Origin of the sequence: Lysinibacillus sp. 54212 (assembly GCF_036662795.1) — a bacterium.
Taxonomy (GTDB): Bacteria; Bacillota; Bacilli; order Bacillales_A; family Planococcaceae; genus Lysinibacillus_B.
Genome location: NZ_JBAFWZ010000025.1, coordinates 32,764 through 50,811 on the forward strand (window position 1 = coordinate 32,764; position 18,048 = coordinate 50,811).

Consider the following 18,048-nt stretch of genomic DNA (forward strand, 5'->3'; position numbering starts at 1 on the left):
TCTTTTTTTATTTATTATGCGTATAATGGATATTTGTCCGTTAATGCTTGGACACGTTGACGTGCTTCTTCTTTCACAGCCTCATCTTCTGGATTTTTTAGAACAGAAGCAATAATTTTACCAACTTCTGTTGCATCCTCTTCCTTAAAGCCACGTGTCGTAATTGCTGCAGTACCAACACGTACTCCAGATGTTACGAATGGAGATTCTGTATCGTAAGGAATTGTATTTTTATTCGTTGTAATCGCTACTTCATCTAGTAAGTGCTCTGCCACTTTACCTGTTAAACCTAAAGATTTTACATTTAGTAGTAATAAGTGGTTATCCGTACCACCTGATACGATTTCAACGCCTTCTTCTATTAAACTAGCTGCTAATGCTTTAGCGTTTACTTTAATTTGTTTTGCATATTCTTTGAACTCAGGTTGAAGAGCTTCACCGAATGCTACTGCTTTTGCAGCGATTACATGCATTAAAGGTCCTCCTTGAATACCAGGGAATACAGCTTTATTTAATTTTTGCTCCCATTCTTTTGAAGCAAGAATTAAACCACCACGTGGACCACGTAATGTTTTATGTGTAGTTGACGTCACGAAGTCAGCATAAGGAACTGGAGACATATGCTCACCAGCAGCTACTAGACCAGCAATATGCGCCATATCTACCATTAAGTATGCGCCTACTTCGTCTGCAATCTCACGGAATTTTGCAAAGTCAATTTCACGTGGGTAAGCTGAAGCACCTGCAACGATACATTTCGGCTTGTTAGCGATTGCTTTTTCACGAACATCGTTATAGTCGATCACATGTGTATCTTCAGTTACACCGTATTCTACGAAGTTATATAATTCACCAGAGAAGTTTACTGGAGAACCGTGTGTTAAGTGACCGCCGTGCGATAAGTTCATACCTAGTACTGTGTCACCAGGCTTTAAAATTGTGTGGTATACGGCCATGTTTGCTTGTGCACCTGAGTGAGGCTGAACGTTTGCATACTCTGCGCCGAATAATTCTTTTACACGATCACGTGCGATATCTTCTACAACGTCCACATGCTCACAGCCACCATAGTAGCGTTTACCAGGGTAACCTTCAGCGTATTTATTTGTTAAATATGAACCTTGTGCTTCCATTACCGCTTCCGTTACAAAGTTTTCAGAAGCAATTAATTCGATGTTTGAATTTTGACGTTTTTTCTCTGCTAAAATACCGTCTAAAACGGCTTTGTCTTGAAGAGCTAATTTTTCAAATGCCATAGTGTAAATCCCCCTAAATGTTTAGTGTATATTGTGCGCGTTCGCCACCAATTAGCTTAGGACGCGTCGTTGCTAACGTAATAATCGCCTCACCAACTGTTTTCACAGATGTTCGGATTGGTACAGCTACTTCTTTTAAATGCATACCGATCATTGTTTGCCCGATATCAATTCCCGCATGTGCACGGATATTTTCTACTACAACTGGATGTGACATCTTTGTGTAAGCATAGGCTGACATCGCACCCCCAGCTGTACGAACTGGCGTGACAGTAACTGGCTCATACCGATAATATTCAGCCGCCTCTCGCTCGAGCGTTAAGGCACGATTAATATGCTCACAGCCTTGGAAAGCAATATATAATCCGTGTTTTTTCGAAAATTTCGATAATAATTCATAGATAACCTCACCGACCTCCAATGTTCCTGAAGTTCCGATGCGTTGTCCGAGTACCTCTGAAGTAGAGCAACCAATAACTAAAAGCTGCTTCGGCTGAAACGTAACCTGCCTTTCAAACTCTTCTAGTAATTGATTAAGTTGACCTTTTATTGTTTCAATATACTCCATTTTCAAATCGCCTCTTATTTTTCTAACTCGGATATTTTTTCGACACGACGAGTATGACGACCGCCCTCAAAATCTGTGTTTAACCAAGCTGCAACAATTTCTCTTGCAAGGCCAGGTCCAATCACACGTTCACCCATTGCTAATACATTGGAATCATTATGACAACGTGTTGCTTTTGCTGAAAATACATCATGCACTAACGCACAACGAATTCCTTTAAATTTGTTAGCCGCAATTGAAATACCTATACCTGTGCCGCAAATTAGAATCCCACGATCAAATTCACCCGCCGCTACTTTTTCTGCAACTGGACGAGCATAGTCTGGATAATCTACTGACTCATTTGTTTGTGGACCAAAATCTTCATAGCTAATATTTAACTCATCTAAAAGAGCCATAATCTCCTTACGTAGGTTATTACCGCCGTGATCTGAAGAGATAGCGATTTTCAATGAAATTCCCTCTTTTCGAAATATAATCATACATAGTGTAACATTAATTGGACTATAAAAAAATCTTTTTTAGGCTTTTTCATAATTATACTGAACAAAACACGAATATTAAATCATTAAAAGGCTAAAAACGTTCGACAATATTGCCGTATCCTCCATATTTTTTATAGTATTCGTTTATTTTTTCGTCAATTGAATCTATTCAACCTTTACCGACTACTCTAAAAAAGAGTGAGCAATATTTCAACTGGCAAGCCCCGCCACTTCGCTTTTCGTGGGCGAGCGCCGAGCCTCCTCGAATTTGCACGTGTGCAAATTCTGTGGGGTCTCGTCTGTCTCGCTTTCCCACAGAAGTCTACGTGGCGGGGCTTGCCTAATATTACAATTCTAAATGAGAAAATTTAAAAATACTTGTTTCCTAAATTCCCCTTTTACTTCCTGATTTTATAGAGTCTATATTTAGAGATAAAACTCTTTACGGATATTATTATTCATTTAGATTTGTAAAGGGTGGATGTTCGTTGATTGGAGTGAAAGGCGGCGACTCCAGCGGGAAAGCGGAGTGTTGAGACCCCGCAGGAGCACCTGGCGACGAGGAGGCTCAACGCTTCGCCCGCGGAAAGCGACCGCCTGAAACGGAAATCAGCGATTTACTTTTAAAACAGAACTTAATTAGAATTTTACGGATGTAAGTTTACTCATTTTTTTAGATTATTTTGGATATCATCAAAAAAATATCACCAATTATTATTCTTATATTTAAAGTAGTAGTTCACCTGGCGGGCAAACATATATAATTTTCGTTTAAAATGTTTATCTTTTTTATAAAACAATGGATTTCCGAATTTACGTTGGCGAAGTAAACGACGAATTTCCTGCTGTACTTCCTTATTCCCAACAAACTTCTTTAAAACAATTTTCGGCACAACAGTAAATAAATAATCTTCTTTTAAATAAGTTAGCTCCTTCTCTTTTCCGTAAATCAAGTCATCCACAAAATAACGTGCCATATTATGACCTGTTTGGGTTGTATAATAGCTCGAACGACCTTGACGAATATTTACTTCAAATAGCTTATATTTCCCATCACGCTCATCATATTTAATATCGAAATTTGCAAAGCCTGTATAACCAACATGCTCTAAAAATCCTTGCAGCTTTTTCATCATTTCCTCATTATAAGATGTCATTACTGCTGTATAATTCCCAATCGCGGTTGGTGTATGCTCCTGCAGCACGACTCTTGCAAAGGTTACAAGCTGAACCTCTCCACGGGAGCTAACATACACAACCGAATCCCACATGTATGTATCATCGCCCGGAATGTAATCTTGGATAATGAGCTCGTCCGAATAACCACTCTCTTTAATCATATGAATAACACGGTTTAATTCTTCGAGTGTGTTCACTTTATACACTTTCTGCTGACCAGCAAATTTCCGTTCATTATACATAATCCCATTACTTGGCTTTACAATGACTGGATAGACCATCTCTTCATCAAAGTCTGACTGAGATTCACAGCTATAAAAATATGTTGTTGGAGTATCTACTCCTAATTCTTCACATAGCTTGTAAAAATTCGATTTAATTTGAAGCTTATTCATGATCTCTTCTGAAATATAGTTAAATACGAAATGCTCTCGTAATATTTCTGCATTTTCAATAATTAATCGTACATATAAATCATTTGTACCAATTAAAAGAAGCTTCTTGTTAGGCTCCTTATACTTATCGGCTACCTTTATTAAAACAGACGCGAATTTTTCCGGATCCGATATTTCATCAAAATACTCGATGACCTTCGGAATTGTACTTAACTTTGTGAATGGTAGGGGTGCCTTCCCTACTAAGATTGGCCTAATACCATATTCCTCATGAAAGGAAATGGTCATCGTATATGCATTTATATCAGTTCCAACGATTATTGGAATGAATGGATAATTGTCACCCATAAGTCCTCCTACTTTTTGCTTGTTGTTTAAAATGTCGTAATGCTTGCCTCACTAGCAATTATACTAGCCAAACCATTAAGAAAACGCGATGACAAGTATTTGCCACCACGTTCTTATTCTAACATTATTTATTCCTAGCGTTCAAATCGACGAATTACTTTATGCAATTCATCGGACTGCTGCTGTAAATGCTGCGATAGCTTTTCTATTTGATCGATAGAATACGCCTGCTCTGTCGCTGCACCACTAACCTCCTGTGCACTCGCCGATGTTTCTTGCGTAATCGCTGCAACTTCCTGCGATTGACGTGCAGTCGTTTCAATATTGTGCATTTGCTTTTCTACAAGCTTAGAAATATCTACAACGGCATTCGCCATGCCATGTACATTATTAGCCATGCCTTCAACTGCAGCGGTTGTTTCTGATACGCGATTCGATTCACTTACTGCATACGTAACCTGTTCATTCATTTGCTTTACAACAACATTAACATTGTTTTGAATCGTTTGAATTAAAGCTGTAATGCCGTTAACCGCATTTGCACTTTCATCCGCTAATTTACGCACCTCTTCGGCCACAACAGCGAAGCCTTTTCCATGTTCCCCTGCGCGTGCAGCTTCAATCGATGCATTCAGCGCTAATAAGTTCGTTTGTGCAGCAATATCACCCACAAGCCCAATAATACGTTCAACCTGTTGAGCATTATTTTCAAGCTCTTTAATATTTTCTAACGCTTGCTCATTGCCCTTTGCAATTTTACGGATACTCTCTACTAAACTTTGAATCGCATCTGTTGTTTCCGTTAAATTTTCAATAATATAATGAGATTGCGTTGCAGAGTTTAATGCAAGATCATTTACTTCCGTTGCTAGTATTCGTACATCTTCAATTGCCTCTACCGTGTCCTGTACTGCAGTTGCAGAAATGTCTGATCCTCTCGAAATTTGACTTACAGTACCCGCAATACTTTCCGATTGCTTGGATGCTGCCGCAGTTTGGTCTGATAAATTTTGAATCGTACTATTCGTTGTATGAAAATTATCCTCAATTCCGTCTACCATTTTGCGTAAATTCGTCAGCATTAGTTGGAACGCCTCCGCTACCGAACGAATTTCATCATTTGTTCGAGGCATATTGACATCCTGCCCGATATTTCCTTCTGCTACACGCGTTGCCGTCTCCTCAAGCTGCTGTAGAGGACGAACAAGGACAATACTAAAAATAGCTGCTAAAATACAAGACCACGTAATGCCTAATCCGTATGTAATCACTTCAAATAATTTTCGGTCTACCCCTGCAAAAAAAGTAGGTTGTATAAATTCAATAAATACAAAGCTAACCGAGTATGTTATCAGGGCTAAAACACCAACAAATAATATTAATTTTCTGCGTAAGTTAAATGCTTTCCTACTAGATTTCATTCTTTTGGTAACCCCTCTCTATATTTAATTTCTAGTTCTTCTATCAGTCGTTTTAATTCTTGATACGTTTGCTTATAAAGATTGAGGTCTCCGCCAAATGGATCGAATACATCTTGTCCACTATATGGCGTAACATATTCCTTTAATGTAAAGGTTTTATTTTGAGCTTGAGAAAAAAATCGTAATACCATATCCTTATGTGCACTTGTCATCGTTAATATTACATCTGCCCATTCAATATCCTGCTGATTGATTCCCTTGGAAACATGATTATGTTGAATATTTTCTTCTGCAAGCACCGCCCTTGCATTCTCTGATATCTCTCCGCCCTCGAGTGCATAAATACCTGCCGAACGCACCTCAACATTAGGCAGCTGTTTATTCTTTAAAATTGCCTCTGCCATTGGACTTCTGCAAGTATTCCCTGTACATACAAAATAAATATTCATCGATCTATCTCTCCATATCCATTTGTCGTTTATTTCTTGCAAATTCCCTATCTAAACTAAAAATATACACGTAATAATCACGAAATATACTACTTTTAAGCATGTATTTGTAATCTAGCATATCAAATTTAATAATAGAATAAAAGTAAAGATATCATATATTTGAAAGTAAAAAGAACTATATACCAAACTCTAATTGTTACAAAAGATAATAATATATACTAAAAAATAACATTATAAATCATTTAAATTATGAAACTACCATTATAGTATAAAAAAACTCCACAAATATCGTGAAGTTTTCGCTTTTATTTTTTGTTGTTATACCATTTATCGCCGGCAGCTTTTTCGAGACGGTTCATAATGGCCACGCCTACACCTTTTTTATATGTAGCCCTTGCTAAAATAATGGTTGCATCTGTTTTATCACAAGCACGCAACGCATCATATAAGTACACGCCCATTTGTTGCTGTTCGTTCTCATCACCAAGAGTAAAGAAATAATTTGCTCCGCACTGTTCATAGCCATCTGGTGCAAGCAATGCTACTGTATGACCTTCCGCCTGCAGTCTAGCAATCGCCTCGTATAAATTTGTGCTGTCATCGATCAGATAAACCGGTGCTTCAGGTGCATAGTGGGTATATTTCATGCCAGGTGCTTTTGGAGTCTTTTCTTCCTTTTGCTCTTGTAACGTCGGCTGTGCAACCCGACCGATGACTTCCTCTAGCATCTCCTTCGTCACACCACCTGGGCGTAAAATGACAGGCGTCTCTGTTGTTACATCAAGTACAGTGGACTCTAAGCCTATCCCCGTTGTGCCACCGTCTATTATACACGGGATACGTCCATCCATATCTTCTTTCACATGAAATGCCTTCGTTGGACTCGGTTTTCCACTTCGATTGGCACTAGGCGCTGCTAATGGTTTTTTTAAAGTCCGTAATAAAGTAAGTGCTACTGGATGATCTGGCATTCTTATTCCGACCGTATTTAAGCCCGCTGTGACACTTGGAGCTACGACCCCATCCTTTGCCTTCATAACGATCGTAAGCGGTCCCGGCCAAAATTTTTCCATGCATTTTTTGGCTACTTCGGGAATATACTCTATATAAGTAGGTATTTCTTCAACATTTCCGATATGAACAATTAACGGGTTATCAGAAGGACGGTCTTTCGCTTCAAAAATTTTCCTTATCGCACTCTCATCTGTAGCAACTGCCCCTAAGCCATAAACTGTTTCTGTTGGAAAGGCAACTAACTCACCTCTGTTTAAGTAATCCACAGCTTGTGAATAAATTTCTGAATTATTCACACAATTATCCACGGTTAATAGTAGCGTTTTCATCGTTTCACTCCTTTATTTCTAACAATTCTTTCTAGTAATCCACAATTTGTTAATAACTTCGAAGAAATTGTGTATAAGTTTTCAGAAAATGTGCACAACTCCTACGACCATAATCCCTTAAACCAATCCCAAAGCACAAAGCGTACTTCTTCCTCTTCCTGCTCTTCTTCCTCTTCTGGTTCCTTGCAAATACTAGGAAATATTGAACAAAAGAAATTATCTCCACGTCCATTCCCGATTTTCAAAACGATCGAATTGTAAGAATCTTGTGGATAAAAAGAGTTCAAATAGAGTTTCGGTGGAATTAAGTTATCCCCAATCGACACACTCACATCTAATTGTGGATAATCTTTTTCCACTAAGCTGCTTACTTCATTATAGACATCGGAATCTTTAATCTCATTCCGTTCATATTGCATTAGGATTGGCTCGAGCGAATTTAAGCTTTCTGCAACTTCCTGCTTGATTTGCTGATCCTTATCCGTATTACTATTAGCAATAACACGTATTTTGACTGAGTCCTCTTCTACTACTCTAGTTGCCTCAGCAACTTCTACAATAGTCGGTACTAATAGAACGATACAATATAAGGCAAGTCCACTGGCTAATAGTTTAATCACTGCAAAGAATATATTTGGCTTTCTAACAATCTCGTAATCACGTAACATATAAATCCCTCCTTGCCACCTATCATTGACAAGGAGTTTCTATTTTATTCCGTTATTTCACAAAAAACGATTCTATCTTTTCCATTTATATCTTTTAGCACTTCTACATGGGCTTTTGGAAAGTACTGCTGAAAATAAGTTTTTACCGCTTGTCCTTGCTTATAGCCAATTTCGACTGCAATAAAGGCCGGCTTATTCATTAGTGTCGGTAAACTTTCAGCCAACTTTCGATATAGAATAAGTCCATCCTCTTCTGCAAAAAGTGCCGAATGTGGTTCATGCGCTAGCACGACCTCTGACATTTCTGCTGCCTCGTCAAATGCTATATACGGCGGATTAGATAAAACAACATCCCATTTTTCATTTGAAATTGGCTCCGTTAAATCACCTAAACGAAAATCGATATTGGCTTGTAGACTGGCAGCATTTATTCTAGCCTTTTCTAACGCTACTTGGGAAATATCTGTTGCAGTTACGCTCGCCTCTGCCCATTCCTTTTTCATTGTAATCGCAATCGCACCACTACCAGTACCAATATCTGCAAGCTTAATCGGCGCATGTTCACCGAATATTTTTTTCATAGATTGCAGTGCACAGACGATTAATTCCTCTGTTTCAGGTCGTGGAATTAAAACGGATTCGTCAACTTGAAACGTGCGCCCGTAAAATTCCTCTTCCTCTGTTATATATTGAATTGGCTTCCCATTCCCATGCGCTTCGATGTACAGATGGAATGTTGTTAATTGCTCTTCTGTAAGTGTCTCCTGCATACGCATCATGAGCCCTGAGTAATTCGTCCCCAAAATGTGCTGCAGTAAGAGTCTTGCTGCATTTTCATCGCGACCTTTATCCACTAAAAAAGAAGAAGCCCCATTTAGGGCCTCAAAAATTGTTTTACGCTCTGTCATTTAAGCTCTCTAATTTAGAAGCTTGCTCTTCTAAAATTAATGCATCGATAAATTCATCTAGCTTACCTTCGACAATTTGGTCAAGCTTTTGAATTGTTAAGCCGATGCGGTGATCTGTTACACGATTTTGTGGATAATTGTACGTACGAATACGCTCAGAACGGTCGCCTGTTCCGACTGCTGATTTACGTGTTGCATCAATTTCCTTTTGTGCTTCTTGACGATACATATCTGCTACACGTGCACGTAGAATTTTTAACGCCTTATCACGGTTTTTCAGCTGAGAACGCTCATCCTGCATCGATACAACAACCCCTGTTGGTAAGTGGGTCATACGAACAGCAGACATTGTTGTATTTACGGATTGACCACCCGCACCAGATGATGCGAACGTGTCAACGCGAATATCTTTTTCGTGAATATCTACATCGACCTCTTCCACTTCTGGTAAACATGCTACTGTAGCTGTTGATGTATGGATACGGCCTTGTGATTCCGTCGCCGGAACACGCTGTACACGGTGGGCACCATTTTCAAATTTGAATTTCGAATAGGCACCTTGCCCATTAATCATGAAGATGACCTCTTTGTAGCCCCCCATTGCATTCGGTGTTGCTTCCATAATGTCGATTTTCCAGCCTTGTGTTTCGGCATAGCGTGTATACATACGGAATAAGTCTCCGGCAAAAATATTCGCCTCGTCTCCACCTGCAGCTCCACGAATCTCCATAATTACGTTTTTATTATCGTTTGGATCTTTCGGGATTAATAGGATACGAAGGCGTTCCTCTAGCTCGTCAATTTGTCCCTTTAAGTCGTTAAATTCTTCTTTTACCATCTCAAGCATTTCTGGATCTTTTTCGATATCAAGCATTTCACGTGCATCTGCAAACTGTTGCTTTACTTCTTTATATTCTCGGTATGCTTCGACTGTTTCTTGGATGTCTGATTGCTCTTTTGAATAATCACGAAGCTTTTTACTGTCGTTCACGATATCTGGATCGCTTAGTAATTCATTTAACCTTTCATAACGATCTTCAACCGCTTGTAATCGATCAAACATTGATTTTCACCTCTACTATTTATATAAGCCATACTGGCAAGTTGTTTATATTCCACCTTCAATAGTATAAAGAAATTGCGCCTCTCATGCTACAATTATGCGAAAATCTTTCATTAAAGTGGTGGATTTTGATGGCATTTGCGACATACAGGATAATAAGAGTCATTTCCACCTATTTGAATTTGATCACCCGTATAGATTGGCTTTTTATTTTCATCAACACGAAGGTTCATCGTAGCTTTTTTATGGCAGAACCAACAAATCGTTTTCATTTCCTCAATTTTATCAGCATAAATGAGCATATAGCGACTTCCTTCAAATAGGTCGTTTTTAAAGTCATTTTTTAAACCGAATCCCATTACTGGAATATTTAGCTCATCTACAATTTGCGTTAATTGCTGGACATGCTCCTTTGTTAAAAATTGAACCTCATCAATTAATACACAATACAGCTTTTCCTCATGATTTCGGACAATATCAAAAATATTTGTTCTATCGAAAATGGCAATAGCTTCACTTCTCAGACCGATTCTACTCGATACTACACCTACTTCATCTCGCGTATCGATTCCCGAAGTGAAGATTAATACCGGCTTATTTTGTTCTTCATAATTATGTGCTACTTTTAAAATTTCAATCGATTTTCCACTATTCATTGCCCCGTATTTAAAAAATAACTGTGCCAATGCTCTGTCCCCTTTCTAATTATTGCTGAAAAAAATGCCTGCTGGACGACTTTACGCTCAGCAGGCATTTTATCAAAATTAGTTTTTAAGACCGTATTTTTTGTTGAAACGATCAACACGTCCGTCAGCAGACGCGAATTTTTGACGACCAGTGTAGAATGGGTGACATTCGTTGCAGAACTCGACAACGATTTTTTCCTTTACTGAACCAGTCTCAAAAGTGTTACCGCAAGAGCAAGTTACTGCTGCAGTTTTGTAATCTGGGTGAATTCCTTGTTTCATATTCGTTTTCTCCTCTCGCCCTGAACCATCTGGTACAGAGTATTATTCGAACTGCACCTTACATAGCCCGAATATGTTATTACAGATGAACCGTAATAAAAGCGTTAAAGCCAGCTACATATGTGCACGTTGCATACTTAAAGTATAATAGCATAGACGATTCCAAAAATGCAAGGGGTATTTTATAGTAAACCTTTTCCTTTTGTCGCTTTTTTCATATCAGCATCTAGCTTCTCGAAAAACTCCTCATTCGATTTTGTTGTACGTAATTTACGTAAGAATTTTTCGGCGAAATCTGGTGCATCCGAAAATGTTTTACGAATTGCCCAAAGCTTCTCTAGTTGGTTAGCCGGAATTAATAATTCTTCTTTACGTGTACCAGAACGACGGATATCAAGTGCTGGGAAGATACGGCGCTCAGCTAAATGACGATCTAAATGTAGCTCTAAGTTACCTGTTCCCTTAAATTCCTCGTAAATTACTTCATCCATACGAGAGCCAGTATCGACTAATGCTGTTGCTAAAATAGTTAAACTACCGCCCTCTTCTATATTACGTGCTGAACCAAAGAATCGTTTTGGACGGTGGAATGCTGCAGGATCAATACCACCAGAAAGTGTACGGCCACTTGGAGGAATAACTAAGTTGTACGCCCGAGCCAAACGTGTAATCGAGTCCATTAAAATGATTACATCACGCTTATGCTCCACTAAACGGCGGGCACGCTCTAATACGATTTCAGCAACCTTCACATGGTTTTCTGGCACTTCATCGAATGTTGAGGAAACAACGTCTGCCTTTACTGAACGTTCGATATCTGTTACCTCTTCTGGGCGCTCATCAATTAGTAAAACAATTAACTCTGCTTCTGGATAATTTGTTGTAATGGCATTCGCAATCTCTTTTAATAATGATGTTTTACCTGCCTTTGGTGGCGCAACGATTAAACCACGTTGACCAAACCCAACTGGCGCGACTAAATCCATAATACGTGTTGATAATTTATTAGATTCTGTTTCTAGTTTAATTTGACGATCTGGATATAATGGCGTTAGGGCCGGGAAGTGAACACGTTCTTTTGCAACCTCTGGATCCTCACCATTTACTGCTTGTACTTGCAATAAGCCATAATAACGTTCATTTTCCTTTGGTGGTCGTACTTTTCCCGTTACTTTATCCCCGTTACGAAGGTCAAAACGACGAATTTGTGAGGCTGAAATATAAATATCCTCTTTTGATGGTGCATAGTTGATTGGACGAAGGAAGCCAAATCCTTCCTGAGATACGATTTCTAGTACACCTTCCATAAAGAAATAGCCTTCTCGTTCTGATTGAGCTTTTAAAATGGCGTAAATTAATTCTTTTTTATTAAGCTTGCTATAGTAAGAAACTTTAACTTCGCGCGCATGAGCATATAACTCTTTTAACGTCATATCTTCTAGTTGCGCAATTGTAAGAGCTGACATAACATGTCCCCAGTCTATTTAGATTTTTTATATTATGGATGTTCTCGAAGTGGATGAAACTTGTAAGAAGATGCCCGGAGAAAGGTATTCCGGGCATATTATATTTAGAAGTTATTTATTGTAAGTTGGTTTTTTTTCGAAACTGTGACGTCCTTCAATAAAACGAACAGTTCCTGATTTTGCACGCATAACGACTGAATGCGTTAATGCATACGCGCCTTTATATTGTACACCACGTAAAAGCTCGCAATCTGTTACAGCAGTTGCTGCAAAAATAGCATCATCCCCTTTTACAAGGTCATCCATAGAAAGGACTTTATCAACATCTATACCCATTTCCTTACAACGCTGTAGCTGTGCCTCATCTTCCGGTACAAGTTTTGCTTGGAAATCGCCACCTAGACATTTTAATGCTACGGCAGAAATGACGCCTTCAGGGGCACCACCCGTACCGAACATAATATCAATACCTGTTTCATCAAATGCAGTGTTGATTGCTGCACCTACGTCACCATCTTGAATAAATTTAATACGGGCACCTGCCTCGCGAATTTCATCAACGATTGCTTGGTGACGTGGACGATCTAAAAGTGTTGCTACAACGTCAGAAATATCCTTATTTTTCGCTTTCGCTACTTGTAATAAGTTATACGTAACAGAAGCATTAATGTCTACTTTCCCTGCCGCTTCTGGTCCTACAGCGATTTTTTCCATATACATATCTGGTGCATTTAAAAGATTACCACGATCTGCAATGGCTAAAACTGTCATCGCGCCATTTGTTCCCTTCGCTACAATATTTGTACCTTCTAAAGGATCGACAGCGATATCTACTTCTGGTCCACCATTACGTAAACCGAGCTCTTCACCGATATATAGCATCGGTGCCTCATCCATTTCACCTTCTCCAATAACAACCTTTGCATGCATTGGGATTGTATCAAACATAACGCGCATTGCCGTTGTTGCTGCGTCATCTGCTTCATTTTTTAGTCCGCGTCCCATCCATTTGGCTGAAGCAATTGCTGCAGCCTCTGTCACGCGGACTACTTCCATTGATAAACTACGTTCCATTATAAATTTGCCTCCCGTTTTCAGCCCTATTGCTGAAACTTTCACTACCATTGTAACATATTCATCGCCTTAAGATTCTAGACGGTTTTGAGTACTTGTCAGAATTGTTTCACGACGAATATCTGCACCAAGCGCGCAAAGCTTTTTAATGAGTGAGCTATAGCCGCGCTCAATATGATATATATCGTGTATTTCTGTTTCTCCCTTACTAAGGAGACCAGCGAGTACAAGTGCTGCACCTGCACGTAAATCTGTAGCTGTTACAGTTGATCCTTCAAGAGCTGTTGGCCCTTCAATAATTGCCGTATTTCCTTCAACACGCGCTTTGGCATTCATTCGACGAAGCTCATCAATATGCTTAAAGCGTGCAGAGTAAATTGTATCCGTTACTTTAGATGATCCTGTTGCCTGCGTTAATAACACCGAAAGTGGCTGCTGTACATCAGTCGGAATACCTGGGTATACAAGCGTTTTTACATCTACTGCATGAAGCGGACCTTGCTTCGGTACGAATATACTTTCTTCGTCCTCATCAATTTGAACGCCCATCTCACGTAATTTCGCAATCACAGCCTCTAAATGAAGAGGAATCACATTATCGATTAAAACACCATCGCCTATTGCAGCTGCCATAATCATAAAGGTTGCCGCTTCAATACGGTCTGGAATAATTGTATGCTTCGTACCGTGTAATTCTTCTACACCGTCAATACGGATTACACTCGTACCAGCTCCTTTAATTTTCGCACCCATATTTGAAAGCAATGTCGCCACGTCGATAATTTCAGGCTCCTTCGCTGCATTTTCAATGACAGTCCGACCTTTTGCAAGAACTGCAGCAAGCATGATATTGATTGTTGCACCGACACTGGCAACATCTAAATAAATTTTTGCACCGCGTAATTCATCAGCACGTAAGTAGATTGCGCCGTGCTCATTTGTTACGGTTGCACCTAACGCCTCAAACCCTTTGATATGTTGGTCAATAGGACGTGGACCTAAAAAGCATCCACCAGGCAACCCAATGACAGCCTTTTTAAAGCGCCCGAGCATAGCCCCCATTAAGTAATAGGAGGCGCGGAGCTTTTTTACATTGCCATTCGGAAGAGGCATTGCAAGCATTTTGCTCGGATCAATTGTCATTTTTCCATTGTCAAATGTTACTTCGCCACCGATTTCCTCAAGCAAGGCTTTTAGTGTCCATGCATCTGAAATTTCTGGAATCCCTCCAATTGTAACGGAAGAGCTCGCCAAAATTGATGCAGGGATTAAAGCAACAGCGCTATTTTTTGCACCACTTACCTTTATTGTACCTTGTAGACGTTTGCCGCCTGTAATTTTATAAACATCCATATAAGCGTACGACTCCTCATGGTTGGAAAGATTATTTTTCTTATTATTGACCTTCACGCTTCGACCAATCCGCTAAAAATCCTTCAATTCCTTTTTCAGTTAATGGGTGATCTAATAATTGCTTTAAAACTTTGAATGGTGTTGTAGAAATATGCGCACCCGCTAACGCTGCATCAGTAATATGCTGCGGATGACGAATTGAAGCGGCAATAATTTCAGTTTTAATATCGTGGATTGTAAAGATGTCAGCAATCGTTGAAATCAAGTCAACACCATTATGACCGATATCGTCAAGACGGCCTAAAAATGGTGATACATAAGTGGCACCTGCACGAGCAGCCATTAATGCCTGATTAGCAGAGAAAATAAGGGTTACATTCGTTTTAATACCCTTTTCGGCGAAGAATTTACATGCTTTAAGGCCATCTGGTGTCATCGGTAATTTTACCGTAATGTTCGGATGGATTGCCGACAGCTCAAGTCCTTCTTTAATCATCCCTTCAGCATCTAAAGAGATTACTTCCCCACTTACCGAGCCATCAACTAGCTCAGCAATTTCACGTAAACGATCATGGAATGAAATATTTGCTTCCTTTGCTACAATGGATGGGTTTGTTGTAACACCTGATAAAATACCCCAAGAGTGTGCTTCTTTAATCTCATCCAAGTTCGCTGTATCAATAAAAAATTTCATAGTAATAAAATCCTCCTGACAAGTATAGTTCTTTATATCAAAAATCAAGAGAAGGCTGATTTACTCAGACACTTCTCCTGCAATCACTTCAAGCTGTTCGCTTTCTCTTAAGCTTTTTGAGAGCTACCAAATTCGCGCATTTTACTAATAACCGTAGTTTTGATAGCTTCACGAGCAGGTGCTAAATATTTACGAGGATCATACACTTTTTGATCGTTGTTTAACACTTCACGGATTACTTTTGTTGCTGCAATTTGATTTTCTGTGTTCACGTTAATTTTTGCAGTACCTAAAGAAATTGAACGCTGGATATCCTTTGTTGGAATACCAGTGCCTCCGTGTAGTACTAGAGGAAGGTCCGCTAAGTTAGAGATTTCTTCCATTTCTTTGAAGCCTAAGTTCGGCTCCCCTTTATAAGGACCATGCACTGAACCTAAAGCAGGCGCTAAGCAATCAATGCCCGTTGCTTCAACAAGGTTTTTACATTCCTGTGGATCTGCATAAATAATGCCGCCAATCACGCCATCTTCTTCGCCACCAACAGTTCCTAATTCCGCTTCTACTGATACACCTTTAGCATGTGCATATTGGACAACTTTTTTCGTAATTTCTACATTTTCTTCAAATGGATGGTGAGAAGCATCAATCATTACAGATGTAAAGCCCGCGTCAATCGCTTCTTTACATTTATCGAAGCTAGAACCATGGTCTAAATGAATAGCTACAGGTACAGTAATGTTGTAGCTTTCAATTAAGCCCTTCACCATATGTACAACTGAGATAAAGCCACCCATGTATTTACCAGCACCTTCAGATACACCTAAAATAACAGGTGAATTTTCTTCTTGTGCCGCCTGTAAAATTGCTTGTGTAAATTCTAGGTTGTTAATATTAAATTGACCTACAGCATACCCTTCTGCTTTTGCTTTAATTAACATTTCTTTCATAGAAACTAATGTCATTATAAAAATCCTCCTTGGGATATAAATATTGATGGAAAACATTCAAATCAATCATAACAAAAACAGCCAGTATGCGCTACTGCCTGCTTTAGTGTATACAGAATTATTTTTCACTATGGAAGTGAAAATTCGACACTTTATTATTCTAATATTTTCTTTACTTCGTTTTGAATATCAAAAATGTTAAATGGCTTTGTAAAATAACTTACTGCACCTAATTGGAGTGCTTCTTCAATAATATTTTGCTCTCCGTAGGCAGTCATCATCACGACTGGAATAGCAGAATTTCTTTCCTTTAGATGACGAAGAATCTCTATACCATTCATTCCTGGGATTTTCATATCTAATAATACACAATCTATTATTTCCTCATCAAAAATGCGTAAAGCTTCTATTCCATTCGGCGCTAAAAATGTTTGATAGCCTTCCTTTTTAAATACTTCATTTAATAAAAGTCGGATTCCATGTTGATCATCTACAATTAATATTCTTTTCATATCACGACTCCCCTTACCGATAATTGTCAATCTATAATATATTCTATACTTTTTTTCCAATTCCTGCTTATTATTATATCAAATTCCCCATTTTGCAATTAGATTGATTCAATTTTATAATAGAGTGGAGGTGGATTTATGTCGAAAATTTTAACTACTCAATTAAATGGTCTATTAGGACGAATTCAAGCAAGTGAAGAAGAAGCAATTGAGGATACAGCTCGTTTACTTGCACAAGCTACAATTGGACATGGAAATGTATATTTTGCATGCTTCGGTGAGATGAAGGCAGTAGAGATGAATGCCCTATCGAGTGAAGCGCCTTTCGTAAAACTCATTCCCTGGACACCAGCTACTAAAATTACTGAAGCTGACCGTGTTTGTATTTTCACGCGCAGTGCAAATAACGCGGACGCTATTTCATTAGCCCAGCAGCTTTATGATCACTTTATTCCATTTTCAGCCGTTGCAAGTGAAGTAGCGAATGAAGAGAATGTACTGAGCGAGCTTGCCTATACGTATATTAGCATGAAGATACGCGGTGGCATTTTACCACACCCAACAAATCTAGGTGAACGTATCGTGTTTCCCCATTTAATCGCAGCGCTGTATATCTATGAAGCAATAAAAATGAATTATGATGAAATGATTTCTGATGAGGATGAATTAGCGGAATAATCGTTAACCACTACCGAACCTATTGTTTGGTGGTGGTTTTTTTTGTTTGGGGTTGGTTTTTTGGGGTGGTGGTGGTTTTTTTGGTTTGGGATTGGTTTTTTTGGGTGGTGGTGTTTTGTTCGGATAGACTCTGCTTTCGTGCGGATACGATCGGCTTTTGTGCGGATGGCTCAACCTTTTGTGCGGATACGCCCGGCTTTCGTGCGAATAGCCTACTTTTGTTCGGATACGACCAGCTTTTGTGCGGATAGCTCATTCTTTGGTTCGGAT

At 39.1% G+C, this 18,048-nt stretch carries 20 protein-coding genes; 1 reads left to right on the top strand and 19 read right to left on the bottom strand.

What is annotated here, in order from left to right:
• Window positions 1–14: 14 nt before the first annotated feature.
• From glyA to V4T18_RS15085, 18 genes are all read right to left on the bottom strand, one after another.
• Complete coding sequence (glyA, locus tag V4T18_RS15000; protein ID WP_332650686.1) at window positions 15–1,256, bottom strand: serine hydroxymethyltransferase; 1,242 nt, start codon at window positions 1,254–1,256, stop codon at window positions 15–17.
• Between the two features lie 13 nt (window positions 1,257–1,269).
• Window positions 1,270–1,824, bottom strand: coding sequence for a TIGR01440 family protein (locus V4T18_RS15005; protein WP_332650688.1), 555 nt, complete (start codon window positions 1,822–1,824; stop codon window positions 1,270–1,272).
• Window positions 1,825–1,838: 14 nt separating this feature from the next.
• Window positions 1,839–2,276, bottom strand: coding sequence for a ribose 5-phosphate isomerase B (rpiB, locus tag V4T18_RS15010; RefSeq protein WP_332650730.1), 438 nt, complete (start codon window positions 2,274–2,276; stop codon window positions 1,839–1,841).
• Between the two features lie 737 nt (window positions 2,277–3,013).
• Window positions 3,014–4,231 (bottom strand): carboxylate--amine ligase, encoded by a 1,218-nt coding sequence (locus V4T18_RS15015; protein ID WP_332650690.1) that lies wholly within the window; start codon window positions 4,229–4,231, stop codon window positions 3,014–3,016.
• 134 nt (window positions 4,232–4,365) lie between these two features.
• Entirely contained in the window at window positions 4,366–5,652 is a 1,287-nt protein-coding gene (locus V4T18_RS15020) for a methyl-accepting chemotaxis protein (RefSeq protein WP_332650693.1), read from the bottom strand.
• Window positions 5,649–6,101 (bottom strand): low molecular weight protein arginine phosphatase, encoded by a 453-nt coding sequence (locus V4T18_RS15025; RefSeq protein ID WP_332650695.1) that lies wholly within the window; start codon window positions 6,099–6,101, stop codon window positions 5,649–5,651. Before V4T18_RS15025 ends, V4T18_RS15020 begins: the two co-directional genes overlap by 4 nt.
• A gap of 308 nt (window positions 6,102–6,409) precedes the next feature.
• Window positions 6,410–7,447: an L-threonylcarbamoyladenylate synthase gene (locus V4T18_RS15030; RefSeq protein ID WP_332650697.1), complete on the bottom strand. Its 1,038-nt coding sequence runs from the start codon at window positions 7,445–7,447 to the stop codon at window positions 6,410–6,412.
• Between the two features lie 101 nt (window positions 7,448–7,548).
• The gene (locus tag V4T18_RS15035) at window positions 7,549–8,115 is read right to left on the bottom strand and encodes a stage II sporulation protein R (RefSeq protein WP_332650699.1); all 567 of its coding nucleotides are present in this window, start codon (window positions 8,113–8,115) and stop codon (window positions 7,549–7,551) included.
• Window positions 8,116–8,159: 44 nt separating this feature from the next.
• On the bottom strand, window positions 8,160–9,023 hold the full coding sequence (prmC, locus tag V4T18_RS15040) for a peptide chain release factor N(5)-glutamine methyltransferase (RefSeq protein ID WP_332650700.1): 864 nt from the start codon (window positions 9,021–9,023) through the stop codon (window positions 8,160–8,162).
• Window positions 9,010–10,086, bottom strand: coding sequence for a peptide chain release factor 1 (gene prfA, locus V4T18_RS15045; protein WP_332650702.1), 1,077 nt, complete (start codon window positions 10,084–10,086; stop codon window positions 9,010–9,012). Before prfA ends, prmC begins: the two co-directional genes overlap by 14 nt.
• A gap of 113 nt (window positions 10,087–10,199) precedes the next feature.
• Window positions 10,200–10,772, bottom strand: a complete 573-nt coding sequence (locus V4T18_RS15050) for a thymidine kinase (protein WP_332650705.1) — start codon at window positions 10,770–10,772, stop codon at window positions 10,200–10,202.
• 78 nt (window positions 10,773–10,850) lie between these two features.
• The gene (rpmE, locus tag V4T18_RS15055) at window positions 10,851–11,054 is read right to left on the bottom strand and encodes a 50S ribosomal protein L31 (RefSeq protein WP_332650708.1); all 204 of its coding nucleotides are present in this window, start codon (window positions 11,052–11,054) and stop codon (window positions 10,851–10,853) included.
• Window positions 11,055–11,236: 182 nt separating this feature from the next.
• Complete coding sequence (gene rho / locus V4T18_RS15060; protein WP_332650711.1) at window positions 11,237–12,520, bottom strand: transcription termination factor Rho; 1,284 nt, start codon at window positions 12,518–12,520, stop codon at window positions 11,237–11,239.
• 111 nt (window positions 12,521–12,631) lie between these two features.
• Window positions 12,632–13,594, bottom strand: a complete 963-nt coding sequence (gene glpX, locus V4T18_RS15065; protein ID WP_332650713.1) for a class II fructose-bisphosphatase — start codon at window positions 13,592–13,594, stop codon at window positions 12,632–12,634.
• Between the two features lie 69 nt (window positions 13,595–13,663).
• Window positions 13,664–14,947 carry a UDP-N-acetylglucosamine 1-carboxyvinyltransferase gene (locus V4T18_RS15070; RefSeq protein ID WP_332650733.1) on the bottom strand — a complete coding sequence of 428 codons (1,284 nt, stop codon included), beginning with the start codon at window positions 14,945–14,947 and terminating at the stop codon, window positions 13,664–13,666.
• Between the two features lie 43 nt (window positions 14,948–14,990).
• Window positions 14,991–15,641, bottom strand: coding sequence for a fructose-6-phosphate aldolase (gene fsa, locus V4T18_RS15075; protein WP_332650715.1), 651 nt, complete (start codon window positions 15,639–15,641; stop codon window positions 14,991–14,993).
• A 107-nt stretch (window positions 15,642–15,748) separates the two neighbouring features.
• Window positions 15,749–16,603, bottom strand: coding sequence for a class II fructose-bisphosphate aldolase (locus V4T18_RS15080; protein ID WP_332650718.1), 855 nt, complete (start codon window positions 16,601–16,603; stop codon window positions 15,749–15,751).
• A gap of 140 nt (window positions 16,604–16,743) precedes the next feature.
• On the bottom strand, window positions 16,744–17,100 hold the full coding sequence (locus tag V4T18_RS15085; protein WP_332650720.1) for a response regulator: 357 nt from the start codon (window positions 17,098–17,100) through the stop codon (window positions 16,744–16,746).
• 138 nt (window positions 17,101–17,238) lie between these two features.
• On the opposite strand from V4T18_RS15085, the gene V4T18_RS15090 reads away from it, so the two are divergent.
• Entirely contained in the window at window positions 17,239–17,778 is a 540-nt protein-coding gene (locus V4T18_RS15090) for a DUF2529 family protein (protein ID WP_332650722.1), read from the top strand.
• Window positions 17,779–17,797: 19 nt separating this feature from the next.
• On the opposite strand, the gene V4T18_RS15095 is transcribed toward V4T18_RS15090, so the two are convergent.
• On the bottom strand, window positions 17,798–18,048 hold a 251-nt coding region (locus V4T18_RS15095; protein ID WP_332650725.1), incomplete at its 5' end, for a hypothetical protein.